The sequence below is a fragment of the Photobacterium angustum genome (assembly GCF_003026365.1).
In the GTDB taxonomy this organism is placed as follows: Bacteria; Pseudomonadota; Gammaproteobacteria; order Enterobacterales; family Vibrionaceae; genus Photobacterium; species Photobacterium angustum.
Window position 1 is genome coordinate 196526 of record NZ_PYOM01000006.1, and the last position, 12591, is coordinate 209116.

The following is a 12591-nucleotide window of genomic DNA, read 5'->3' on the forward strand; positions in this document are numbered from 1 at the left end:
TGAATACTGGTTTCGTGAGTGTTAGCTATGCGAAATAGCATTATCACTGTGTGGGGAAGTGTTTGTTTTTATCTTCTATGAGAATAAATATAGAGGTGTCATACACAATCCCTTACAAACTAAGTTAATAAATTGTTGTCGATATGTTTATTATGCTGATAGCAGATTTTGTTATCGAGTGTATCACCATGAAAAAAACACCAAATAAAAATTGGAATCCCATGATTATTTTACTTCACTGGTTGGTTGCGCTGGTTGTGGTTGGATTATTTGCGCTTGGCTGGTGGATGGTTGATTTAAATTATTATCATGCTTGGTATAAAACGGCACCTGATACCCATAAAAGCATCGGTTTGATCTTATTCTTTGTATTGATCGTAAGGTTGATATTAAAAACATTAACTGCTGCACCATCTCCCCTTTCTAGTCATGCTAAATGGGAGAAATGGCTCGCACAAAAAACACATTGGCTATTGTATCTGTTGTTATTTGTGGTGATGTTCAGTGGTTACTTGATCTCAACTGCAGATGGAAGAGCGATCAGTATTTTTGGTGTATTTGATATTCCAGCAACGCTTACAAGTATTCCAAATCAAGAAGATATTGCCGGTACTATCCACTTGTATGGCGCTTGTGTGTTGATTGGCTTTAGTCTTTTACATGCCATTGGCGCGTTAAAACATCACTTTATAGATAAAGATAACACGCTAAAACGCATGCTAGGCAAAGCATAATGACAAATTTGATAAGACGTATTACGACATAAACGGAGATTATGATGAAAAAACGCCTATTAAGATCTTTTATTCCTTGCACACTTTTAGCTGCGGCTAGTATGTCATCAGTAGCGCTAGCAGACGATTATAAAATCGATACTAATGGCTCACATGCATCGATTCAATTTCGGATCCAGCATCTTGGTTACAGTTGGTTGGTAGGGCGTTTTAACACCTTTGATGGTGAGTTTAGTTATGATGAAAAGCAGCCTGAAGCATCAAAAGTTAAAGTGAATATAGCAACGGCAAGTGTAGATTCAAACCATGCTGAACGTGATAAACATTTACGCAGCAGTGATTTTTTAAATGTTGATAAGTTTCCACAAGCAACGTTTGTTAGCAGCTCTTTTAAAGAGTTGGGTGATGGCAACGCTATTATGACAGGGGATTTAACGTTAAACGGCGTTACAAAGCCGGTTACGATTGATGTTAAACATGTTGGAGCCGGTAATGATCCGTGGGGCGGTTATCGTCGAGGGTTTGTTGGTACCACAATGATTACATTAAAAGATTATGATATTAAAACAAACTTAGGTCCCGCTTCTACAGAAGTAGAGTTAGAGCTCAATGTTGAAGGAATCCGTATTTAATTGAGTAAGATAGACGAGTTAGCATTTATAAAAGGTAAGGGCTAACTCGTTAGTGATAAATATTTAGGGCTATAGAAATTCAGTACGCTCATCAACACATTCGTAAGAGCCCATTTCAAATTCACGGCAAATCCAAGGACGGTTTTCATAAATCGTACACATGAAGGTCTCTCTATCAAGAGCAGAGCACCAACCATCAGCAAGTCGAAGCATAGTTTCACTTCCCCACATATCTCGTTTGATATGTCTTTCTGGTACTCCTGTATCTGAGATTATCATCACCTCTAAACGGCAGCAACATGCTTTACAGTTAGAGCAAGAGACTTCAGGCGTGGTTTCATTTTTAATCGGGATGTTCATAGCTTGAAAAACACAGTTATCTTTAAGTAACTCAATACCGCATCATACCTCAAAACGGCATTGCTATCTTATGTTTTCCAATCGTGTGCCGCCTACTAAATACCGTACATATCAGATATCGTTATATCTTAGGTAATTGCATTGTGCCTTTTATGGTAGTAATAGCAGAGCCGATGAGTTTTATACGTCCATTTGGTAATAACTCGGTGCTGACATATCCACCACGCGCTGATGCTTGATAGCCATTAAGTTTTACTTTATTGAGCTTTTCTGACCAGTAAAGTGTTAGGGCACAGTGCGCTGAACCTGTGACAGGATCTTCATTAACGCCAACCCAAGGGGCAAAAAAGCGAGAGATAAAATCAAGATCATCATGCTGGGTTGGTGCGGTAATTAACACGCCACGACCATCAATTTTTGTTAGGCGATCAAAGTTTGGAGCAAGATTTAATACAATCTCTTCGTCATCTACTTCAATGAATATTTTTGAATCAAAAATACCATAAGCAATAACATGTGTAGCTTCAATGCCTAAAGATGTTAATAGTTCTGTGGATGGTGTGATATTAAAATCAAGTATTGGCGCCGGAAAATCGAGTTCTATGGTTGATGGCCTTATTAAGGCGGTTAATGGTCCTGATAGAGTATTAAATGTCACGGTATCATTCACATTAAAAAGGTTTTTTTCTTTTAAAATGTGCGTAGCAGAAAGAGTACCATGACCGCATAACTTTACTTCCGCTTGTGGTGTAAACCATTTTAAGTTCATGTTATTTAATGATAAAAAAGCGGTTTCGGATACTGCCATTTCCGCTGCAATAGATAGCATTAAATCTTCTGATAATGTTTCTTTTGTAATGCAAACCCCCGCTGGGTTGCCTTTAAACGTTTCATTGGTAAAAGCATCTACTTGATAGATCTCGATATCCATTTATTACCTACTCTTCTTTATTTGATTTTTATTATTCACATAAGAGAACTACAAGAAACGAACCATATGATATTTTGTTAGAAAAATCAGTTTACAAATCCGAATGAAAATGTTTGTGTGGAAGTTATGCAATAATTTTGGTAATATGTAAACAAGTCTTTATATTACTTTTAATAAATTAAACAATTTTACTATCAATCCATATATTGACCTCGCAGTTTATCTATACCTTTCCATATCATGCACTTTTATTGCTTGATAACTGAAACATTTTAATTATCTACCGATATAGCTATTTACGATTATGTATTAACAGAGAGATATTCATGACAAAGCAAACTGACGACAAACGTACAACTACAGCGGCTAAAGCAAAGAAAAAAGTAGCACCAAAGACAACAGAAAGAAAAGTGAGTGTTCGTGAGCGAATTGAAAACTTAAAAATGCAGCGCGAGTGGGATAAAGAGTGGGAGCTATGATTAATAGCTCATTAATTGCTCAGAAGATTAATGATGCATTATTACTCTACTCTGAAAAATTAAGTAATCGGGAACGAGATTACCTTAGCAACTTATATCAAAGCCTCATAAATTTTGACCAAGTATCTGAGAAACAAATAACGTTATGCGCTCAGATTTTTGGGCGCCGCAAACTTCCTCTATTATTACCGTAATTTTATTATTTTTTTACTTTCTCATAACATTTGATTGCAACTAGACAAATTACTGATTAAGTATGTTTTATCTTTAGATTAGTTGGATAAAGATTTAAGCGTAATGATTGGCTTTATGGGTTTCATATTAATCACTGTTTTGGTTTCAAATAATTGTTTTAGAAACACAACATCATTATTAATAGATACTGCACTGATTGCGAAGGGAGAGTGAGTACTCGGTATTGAGCTTGCTAAAGCATTAAGATCGACTAATTTTTCTAAAGCATAAAACTTATGCACGTAATCAACGGTTTCATTCGGTAAGCGTAGAGCTGAAAAATGTTTATCCACGACCCGTTTTAATGCCCGTTGTACACGTCCTTCCCCTGAGTTATAAGCGGCTAAAGTTAGCTTTAAATCTTGATCAAATTTGTTATAGAGAAAGATCAGATATTGCATTGCAGCCTCGGTACTACGGGCAATATTGAATCTTTCATCTTTAGTCTTTGATACCGTTAAACCAAAACGCTTTGCTGTTGCGGGCATAAGCTGCCAAAGGCCAGCCGCCTTTGCATGAGAGACTGCATGGCGATCGAATGTCGATTCAATCATTGGTATTAATACCAGACTGCGCGGCAGCTTTTTAGCATCAAGCTGTTTGATGATATGTTGAACGGTGGTTTTATGGCGGGTGAACTGTTTATCGATCACTTTTTTATGGGGTGATAACCGTTGGTAGTGTTTGCTGACCTGTTGTTCAAACTTCGCTTTGTACTTGGTCGGTATTGGCGTGGCTGCTTGGTTAGGATTAGCAAACAATAACAAAATCAGCATGATTAACATACTGAGAGGTAGAGAGAGGATAGTGCATTTTTTATTGCCCAGATGATACCTCATTAGCTTTTAATACTGCATTAAATGCGGTGTGCTATAAGCGTTATTGTCATTTTGTTGGGGGATTTGAGCATACACTTGATTGAGTAATTCGCTGAAGTTAGCTGATAAGATCCCGTTACGCTGATTTAAGTCATGACACTGTTTTACTAGCGTTTCTAAGGTCTGCCATTGTTGCTGAAGTTTGCTTTGTATTGTATTTGGTAAAGCGTGGATCAGTTTATTCATGCTTTGATTATTAATCGGTAAGCCGAGATTGTGTAGTTGTTGTGCGCGTTGTTGGCTTCGTTGTGTAAGTTGACTTATCAGTGGCAGTTGTTGTGCCGTTAGTTGCGAAAGTAATACGCCATCAAATTTCAAATAGCATTGGTGCTGTTTTAGCATCAGTTGATAAAGCTGGCGGTAATCAACGATATCGCACTGAATGTCTTTTATAAGCACAGTGATCATTTGCTGTTTATTGGGTTTGTTAGGCATATTTTACTCCATATAACATTAGCAATGTGCTTATTCATGACCAGTATGAAATTGCAAAATCGCGCTTGAAAGCGCTTCGATATCTAAGTTTATCTCTCCACGATTTAGGGCGCTTTTGATCTGTTCAACTTTTGCCATATCAACATCAGGTAAGGCACTTAGCGGTTGCTGTGCTTGTGCTAAGCGTTGACTATCGATGGTGCTGGGTGAATTGATAGCGTTGTTTTTAACGCTGTGAGAGCTTGGCTGTTGCTCTGCTGATTTTAACTGGGCATGGGGAAACTGCGAAGTTGCAACTTTATCTATTTTCATCATTTTTATTCCTACACAAGACGCTTAATTTACTTGGGCGACCAGTCACATAGGAAGATTAAATAAAAAATAAGGATTTTATCGTTTTTATCAAAAATTGATTATTTAATATCAAAATGTTGCGAGCGTAGCAATATTGGCTTTCGGTTTTACTAAGTCTTATCCTAAACGGGAGACTATTGGTATTAGCATTAACAAAAATAGTGCTAGACCGTATGCGATAGATCAAATTCGTGGATATAGTAAGAGCATTGCCTCCGAAGAAACCTTAAAAAAGATTTTTCAGTGGTTCGATAAAGAAGTGAAAAAGTACAGGCCGTTATAATTATTTGAAAATAGAGGCCGCTATAGAGTATGACTTATAGCGGCTTTGTTATGATTAATATTTAAGCTTATCGATTTGTAATAGTGATTGCATTAATCGATAGTGGATCTAATGTTGGCTTTGGTAGCTTTAGTGCTTGTACTGCGCTTAAGCCTGTTGAAGTGATCCCACCTTCATATTGAGGCTTAGACTCACCTGGAACAAGGTAGGCTTTTGAACCTGGGTTCCATGCAGCAAAGAAATCCGACAGATCTTTTTGTGCAGCGTAAGAGGCACATAACATCAGTTGATCACCTTTGCTTAATCCACTTTGATCACGACAAACGTTATTGGTTGGTAATAGCGTGTTGTCTTCTTCATTGTTACGCGTTAAACGATGCATTAGCTTGATCAAATCCCAGCCTTTTAGCCCGGTTACAGTATTCGCGTAGTAAGATGGCAAAGGTGCTTTGATAGCGTTATTGATATCAAACTCTTGCTCTGCCCATTCTTTTAATTGAGCAAACATCAGTAAACGTTCACCGTTACCGCCAGCAGCCCATGCATGTCCTTGCTCTAGGCGGACAAAGTTAGGTGCCATTTTTATATCAGCTTCGACACGGGTCATTTTACCGAGGTATTTATCCTGCATGTAAAGTGCCAGCATGTTGTTCACCACTTCTGTAGCACCTTCCACATTAAATGGTGCTTCAGCGGCATTGTGACCAACCTCGTGCCATAACAACCAGTCATTTAGTGGCGTAGTTGATAGTGATGTTGATGTTTTATTAAAGCTGCCGTTCATCACTGGGTAGCCGGAGTGGGCTGCGCCAATAGAAATAGCGATATCGTTTACAAAGTGGTGCTTGTTATTCGATCGCGTGCTATCTGTCGCTTTGCCATTACGACCATTTCCTTCTCCGACCGCTTCATCACGAGCGTAGAAATCATTGACATCTGCGGAGAACATATCAAGTTCTGCTGCAAATTTGGTTCTATCCCCACCGTAATTGCTTGCTGTTAAATTCTCAGCGGCAGCGGTGTAAATAAAGGTATTCGATTCAATTTCACCAATAGGTGCTGGTGAGCTTTGAGCGTTAATCCATTTATCGACCTTAAACCAAGGGGCGTTCACTGTACCTGAGAAGTTTAATGTCACAGGATTGGTTTCATTACCTTGCACATATATGAGGCCACCATAAGGCGCTGTAAAATTAGCTGTTGCATTGGGTTGTAGAGTAAAAGTCTTGGTCATACGAGGCGGACGTTTTAAACCTAACTCATGTTTTTCACGACCCGTTAAATCATCTGCCAGTGCAACGGTTACTGTGATCGGATTACTATTACCTGATGCTGTGATTGTCATTGGTTCATGTGCAATTGCCCATTGACCCGTAGCTTGACGGCTTCCTGCAAACCAAGCGGCAGTGTTATTGCTTAAATCAACAGTGATGCTAGTGCTACCACCACTTGTTGTCACTTCACCTGGGTATTGGCGAACATCTGCTTTAATATCAAGATCGAAGTAAGTTCGACCCAACATCAAACGTGTTAGCGGTTTTTCCATGTAATTTAATGGGTAGCTTGGGTTCATCCAGCCAGCGTATTTACCTACGTTTTCTGAATCCACGCCATAAACCATGTTATTGGCTTCAAGACTTTGCTTTAGCGCATCACTACAGGTGGTTTGCCCTGCAGCGGTATCACCATAACAGTTTAGGAATTCAGTAAAGCGTTCAAAGCCAAGTTCGTCTTCTTTACCAGATTCAAAGCGATAATCGAGATCGTTCCATAACCATACTGTCATGTTTTGGTAGATCCGGTTAAGATCAACACTGCTTAAGCGTTCACCTTGGCTGCCTCTAGTTCTAAAATATAGCTCGTGTTGATATAAACGCTCGATATTAGTACCAAGATCTGCCGCTTTAATCATGGCCTTTGCTGTCGCTTCATCAAGTGGTAATTCTTTATAAAGCGCGCGATGCATACCACCAGATAGACGTATATCATTCCCCGGACGATACTCTAGGCAGTTAATCTCATAGTGATAATCCGTTAGCGTACATTCTTTAACATTGAACTCTTTAAGAATACGTTGTTTGTCTACTTCAATAGCTTCTGGCGCTCGTTCCTTACCTTCTTGGAAGGTATCAACGAAAGCTAACAGCTTAACGTTTTCACCGTGCTCGTTTTTAATTAGCTTATGTGCGACTTCTAAGTTTGGTTTATCGTCAGGCTTTTCGTTAGTAATAAAGTCCCAACTAACAGAACCATCAGAGTTAATGGTATAAGGCAGTTTAATATTACCTGTTGTTTCGTCTTTGCTACCAGCATAGCGCTCTAAGACCCAGTAACCGTGTTGACGTTGAGAACGTACGCGATCAGGGTAGCCATAACTTGGGCCATTACCACCTGCGATTGATTGACCATTAATTGCTAATCCTGCACCATCCAGTAGACGAGTAAAGTCATCGTTCACACGTTTAGTAATACTTTCCATGATCAAGATATTACCGCCACGCTCTACATAATTGAGTAGATCAGAAACATCTTGTTGAGTTAGTTTAGGTTGTTCGGTGTTGGCTAAAGAAGGGATCTCACCACTGATTGATACACTATTTTCGTAGCCATTTAGAATTAACAACGGCATATCAGCAGGATCGATACCACTAAAGCTTGAAAGCTGTTGAGCTGTCATATTAAAGCGAGGATCAATTACAAATGGTGCTTTATTACCAATGACTAGATGTCCTGAACGGCGGAAATAAACATCAGGAATATTGGTACCAATGTTGATTGGTTCTGCTGATGTAGTGTATTTATCACCAATTAAATAACGGAAGGTATTGGAGAAGAAATTCTCCATATCTTCGGAGTCTTGGGTGTTATTCCAACATGCCCCTTTGTCACTTACGCCGTTATCCCAACTATAGCTTTCAGGACACACCAGAATCGTGTTGTATTTACTGTTACCTAACAACATAACTTTACCTGCGCCTACTTCACCAATACTGATAAATGGCAGATTAAAGGTTGCAGTGTTACCACCTACTAAATCTGGCTTCACTGTTGATGGTGATTCAGTAATGTATGCAAGAGAATGTTCGTCCCATGCTTTCTTCTCACCAAAACGTAGCCAAAAGTTATTATCGTTACGCGGCATCAATACAGGAAATGCTGCATTTGAAATGTTGATTGCACCTTGTCCACGAGGATAACCTGGACTGCCGTAGTACCATGTTTCGTCACTAAATACGTGGAATTTTGTGACAGGTTTCCAGCCTTCTGACTGCGCATCAACACCGGCACCCCATAGCTTTAAAATATCCGCTTGAATGTTACCGCCAGCATCCATCACGCGAGGAAACGATAAGCTTGAGATACTGCGTGTGGCACTACATTTACCTTCACAAATCGCGGTGTCGATATCTAGTGCTAAACCTTGGTTAAATTGTTTATCAAACTCACCATCAATAGGGTTTTGAGTACCTGTGCCGTTATCAAGCATCACAGGCTCTGACAGTGATAGGTTAATCGCTTCATTAATGACGTTCGGGTACATGGCAAATACTTGGCGAACACGATCGTTGATCACAAGCTTTGAATCATCATGAGAGTAACGTTGTAATAAACGTTCAGCATTACGGCCTAGGTGCTCAGCGCCTAAATCTGTAATGGAAAACTCCGTTTTGTTGGCTTTGACTTCACCTAATTCAAAGGTATCGATACCAAAAGAGACAGTTTCACCCCAGTTGAATGAGAATTTGCCTTGCTCATCGGTAATGCCACGAGATGAATGGCTGTAGTACTCAATACCTTGTACTGGATTGTTGTGACTATCAACCAGCGTACCTTGAGATAGGATCACCTCTGTCGGTTGATAAACCAAGTTTGCTTCCGCATTGGCAGAAACAAAATTAGAATTTAGATCGTCACTTGTACCAGGAGTGACTTCTGGTTTTACATCCGGTTCATGAGTTGAAGGCTTGCTATCCGCTTCGGTATTTTCTTCGACTTTATCGACTAATAAATTGTTAAACTCATCTTTACTTAAGGTCTGCAATTCTGTGGAATGATACAAGCTGTTAAAACGTACTTGCTCAGCAGAAGATAATGACAGCTCAACTACGCCACCGATAGCAGTACCACTTTTAAGTAATAGGCTTCGAGTGTTATCTAACGCATTTTGCAGTTCAATAGCATCTGTGATCGCAACAAAGCGATCTGAATCGGCTAAGTTTAAGCGCTTAACTTTTTCCAGTGCTGTGTTTTTGGTGATTTTAAGCTCGATATTGCTAAATGTTGCAAGCTCAACAGCACCGTAATAACAACTGACAGTATCGCCATTGTTAATAATCAAGCTGTTTGCAGTTTCACCATCACATAAAACGCTGTTGCCAAAACTGAGATCGCTATCTAAAGCAAAAAGTGCAGTGGCGGTTGGATCTGGCTCTACTGGAGGGGGTACTTCTGGATCTCCTGTTTCAGGATCTACAACTGGTGGCGTGATTTCAGGCTCCGTTGGTGGTTCAACGGGTGGCGGCGTGATCTCAGGGTCGTCAAGATCTGGTTCACTCGGCAGAATTTCGGTAGGAGGAATAATGGTTGTGTTAGATGTATCGTCACCTTGACAACCCATCAATAAAATTGAGGAGCTAATAGCAACTGCAATAAGTTTTTTTTTCATGAAAGCATGACCTAAAATGGTAATTTATTGCTGTTGTATATTGTAAAAATAAAGGCTTAACAATGTTATTTATCTCTCATTAACATTTAGAAACGATATTGAGATAAAATTCTCATATTGATAAAAGGTATAAATTGTAACGATATAAATACCTAAAAAGCTGTCAAAATATTATTGCTTATTCTTAAGGTAAACGGCATCTTTTTGGCGTATTTTAAAATATTGTTTCAACTTTACCTTGAGCAGAAACTCGAGCATGAATGACTTTTTGAGTTGCCTTATTTTCCACTCTTATTTGTTCATGCATTTTTCCATGTTCTAACGCTACTCCTTTGGTTGATGCTTCAAACTTACCTTTTTTAGCGACAATCAGTACTTGATCCCCTTTATTAATTAGAAACGGCTTTTTTAACAAGTTTTCAGTGATTAGTTGTCCTTGGCGAATTCGACGGATGGCATGTAAGCCTATCACTTGCTCTGCATCAATGATGATATTTTTAGGTGCTTTAAGTTGCAGCATTTGGCTATCGAGCATGCCCCTCGTAATAAGCTCATCGCGATGAATTAACGTGCGAGCTACCATTACTGGAAGTGTTAATTGGACATAAACGGTTGCATTGAGTCGCCAGTTCACTGTTGGGCTTTCACACTTAACTTGTCTTTTTAATCTGCCTACGGGCTGCGATTGATTATCTTGGCTAGCAATGATGAAGGTAGTTGGACAAACAGGTAATGAGGCTGCTGCGGCTGGTAGTTGTACTTTAATTTTACTGACGACGTTCGACCAATGATGGCGCTCACTATATTGCTGGATATCTTTATTGACAGTTTCTTTTAGCTCTTGTGTTAATGCGTTGGTATCGAGTTTTTGTGCTTGAGACGTCAGATTTTGTTGCTCAGCGTTAGCCCAGCAAGAAAGTAGTAAACAAATTAATAAAGTAAGGCGTAAAAAAGTCACAGATTTCCCTTTCCGTACTGCTTCCCTAAGGGGGAAGTTCCTGTTCCGTTATGGTTTTAACTTATTGAATGTTAATGCTTATCTTTATGGCACGCATTTTGGATTAATCCATTCTATTACAATCTTGGTTGTACTGTCTAAGGAGTGGTTAATGGCAATAAGTTTTGAAAATGCACTCGGTGTTCATCCTCAAACGCTCGACTTTCGGGTGCAAAGAGCCAAGGTGCTTGCCAGTAATTTAGCAAATGTCGATACCCCTGGATACCTAGCAAAAGATATTCGCTTTGATGCCATTGTAAGTCAAATAGAGGTTGGAAAAGTACAAAAATCCCCGACTCAATTGGTGGTGTCTGATGGTTACGCTGTGCCTTACCAAAATTCGAAAGATGGCAACACGGTGGAGCTCAGTGTTGAACAGGCAAAGTTTACGAAAAATAACATGGATTTTCAGAGCAGCTTAACGTTTATGAATATGAAATTTAAGGGTTTAGCTGCCGTGATTAAAGGACGTTAATAATGGCATTTACTGATATTTATTCCATTGCGGGTTCCGCAATGAATGCGCAAACCATACGTTTAAATACTGTCGCAAGTAATTTAGCGAATGCCGATGCAGTTGCTGCCAATCCCAATGATGCTTACAAGGCGTTAAAACCTGTATTCGCCACAGTTTATAACAAAACTCAATTAACTGGAGATCAAGCAGACTATCCGAGTGCAGAAGTACGCATTATGGATGTGGTTCAACATGCTGGAGAGGCTGAAAAACGCTTTGAGCCAAGTAACCCACTGGCCAATGAAGAGGGGTATGTTTATTACCCTGATATAGATGTAGTCGCAGAAATGGCAGACATGATGTCAGCAACCCGCAGTTTTGAAACCAATGTTGAAGTGCTGAGTAATGTGAAAAGCATGCAGCAAGGGTTGCTTCGTTTAGGTGAGGGTAACTGATGACCATTGCACAATTTAACACACTGAGTACCGATGTGCCTGCGATTGAGTCGACCAATATGGCTGTCGCGGGTAACCCGAATAATGCTAACGATGCTAACTCATTAAAAAATGAATTCATTAATTTAATGGTGGCTCAAATCCAAAACCAAGATCCATTAAATCCGCTTGATGGTACTGAATACGTCGGGCAATTAGCGCAATTTTCTCAGGTTGAAAGTACCGAGAACATGGCGAAGTTGATGCAAAACAGCATGGTTTTACTCGATAACATGCAAGTTCTGTCAACGGCTGGGTTAGTAGGGCAAACCGTTTATGTTGAAGGCAGTGAGGTTGAATTAACGGATGCTAAGCAGCAAGGGCGAATTGAATTAGAACATGCATCAAGCACCGTCTCGATTGTTTTAACAGATCAACTTGGTAACAAGAAAACCATGCCGTTAGGCCCTAAAAATAAAGGTGAAGTGGAATTTACGATTGATCCTAACGCACTGGGTTTAGCTAAAGGGCAATATCAAATCAGTGTTGAGGTGGCGAAAGATTTACCACAACCCAGTGTTTTGCTCGCAGGAGAAGTGTCACAGGTTCGCGTGCCTTCTAATGGCGGAGCCGCGTTGGTAAATGTTGAAGGTATTGGTCGAGTACCGTTTTATCAAATTAGCCAGTTTGGCGAGTAAATCTATTTAAGCTTTCGCT

General features: G+C 39.6%; 13 protein-coding genes. 6 read left to right on the forward strand and 7 right to left on the reverse strand.

Annotated features, from left to right (window positions below; all coding sequences use genetic code 11):
* Positions 1-188 precede the first annotated feature (188 nt).
* Both CTN01_RS08385 and CTN01_RS08390 read left to right on the forward strand, forming a co-directional pair.
* Positions 189-734 carry a cytochrome b gene (locus tag CTN01_RS08385; RefSeq protein ID WP_045150254.1) on the forward strand — a complete coding sequence of 182 codons (546 nt, stop codon included), beginning with the start codon at positions 189-191 and terminating at the stop codon, positions 732-734.
* 44 nt (positions 735-778) lie between these two features.
* Positions 779-1366 (forward strand): YceI family protein, encoded by a 588-nt coding sequence (locus tag CTN01_RS08390; protein ID WP_045150242.1) that lies wholly within the window; start codon positions 779-781, stop codon positions 1364-1366.
* A gap of 69 nt (positions 1367-1435) precedes the next feature.
* On the opposite strand, the gene CTN01_RS08395 is transcribed toward CTN01_RS08390, so the two are convergent.
* Entirely contained in the window at positions 1436-1726 is a 291-nt protein-coding gene (locus CTN01_RS08395; protein WP_006644183.1) for a YkgJ family cysteine cluster protein, read from the reverse strand.
* 121 nt (positions 1727-1847) lie between these two features.
* Complete coding sequence (locus tag CTN01_RS08400; RefSeq protein WP_045150241.1) at positions 1848-2657, reverse strand: PhzF family phenazine biosynthesis protein; 810 nt, start codon at positions 2655-2657, stop codon at positions 1848-1850.
* Between the two features lie 326 nt (positions 2658-2983).
* Here CTN01_RS08400 and CTN01_RS22760 point away from each other — a divergent pair, with 326 nt between their 5' ends.
* Complete coding sequence (locus CTN01_RS22760; RefSeq protein ID WP_167335204.1) at positions 2984-3136, forward strand: hypothetical protein; 153 nt, start codon at positions 2984-2986, stop codon at positions 3134-3136.
* A 272-nt stretch (positions 3137-3408) separates the two neighbouring features.
* On the opposite strand, the gene CTN01_RS08410 is transcribed toward CTN01_RS22760, so the two are convergent.
* From CTN01_RS08410 to flgA, 5 genes are all read right to left on the reverse strand, one after another.
* Positions 3409-4146: a lytic transglycosylase domain-containing protein gene (locus CTN01_RS08410; protein WP_045150253.1), complete on the reverse strand. Its 738-nt coding sequence runs from the start codon at positions 4144-4146 to the stop codon at positions 3409-3411.
* 69 nt (positions 4147-4215) lie between these two features.
* Positions 4216-4683, reverse strand: a complete 468-nt coding sequence (gene flgN, locus CTN01_RS08415) for a flagellar protein FlgN (RefSeq protein WP_045150237.1) — start codon at positions 4681-4683, stop codon at positions 4216-4218.
* Positions 4684-4713: 30 nt separating this feature from the next.
* Entirely contained in the window at positions 4714-4995 is a 282-nt protein-coding gene (gene flgM, locus CTN01_RS08420; protein ID WP_045150252.1) for a flagellar biosynthesis anti-sigma factor FlgM, read from the reverse strand.
* Positions 4996-5387: 392 nt separating this feature from the next.
* On the reverse strand, positions 5388-9986 hold the full coding sequence (locus CTN01_RS08425; protein WP_080896238.1) for an SslE/AcfD family lipoprotein zinc metalloprotease: 4599 nt from the start codon (positions 9984-9986) through the stop codon (positions 5388-5390).
* A gap of 214 nt (positions 9987-10200) precedes the next feature.
* Complete coding sequence (gene flgA / locus CTN01_RS08430) at positions 10201-10944, reverse strand: flagellar basal body P-ring formation chaperone FlgA (RefSeq protein WP_045150236.1); 744 nt, start codon at positions 10942-10944, stop codon at positions 10201-10203.
* Positions 10945-11095: 151 nt separating this feature from the next.
* Between flgA and flgB the strand changes: the two genes are divergently transcribed.
* From flgB to flgD, 3 genes are read left to right on the forward strand one after another with little or no spacing between them, the layout of a single operon-like run.
* Positions 11096-11458 (forward strand): flagellar basal body rod protein FlgB, encoded by a 363-nt coding sequence (flgB, locus tag CTN01_RS08435; RefSeq protein WP_005364287.1) that lies wholly within the window; start codon positions 11096-11098, stop codon positions 11456-11458.
* A 2-nt stretch (positions 11459-11460) separates the two neighbouring features.
* Entirely contained in the window at positions 11461-11895 is a 435-nt protein-coding gene (gene flgC, locus CTN01_RS08440) for a flagellar basal body rod protein FlgC (RefSeq protein WP_005364289.1), read from the forward strand.
* A complete protein-coding gene (gene flgD / locus CTN01_RS08445) occupies positions 11895-12572 on the forward strand; it encodes a flagellar hook assembly protein FlgD (RefSeq protein WP_045150235.1) in 678 nt (225 codons plus the stop codon). Before flgC ends, flgD begins: the two co-directional genes overlap by 1 nt.
* Positions 12573-12591: the final 19 nt, after the last annotated feature.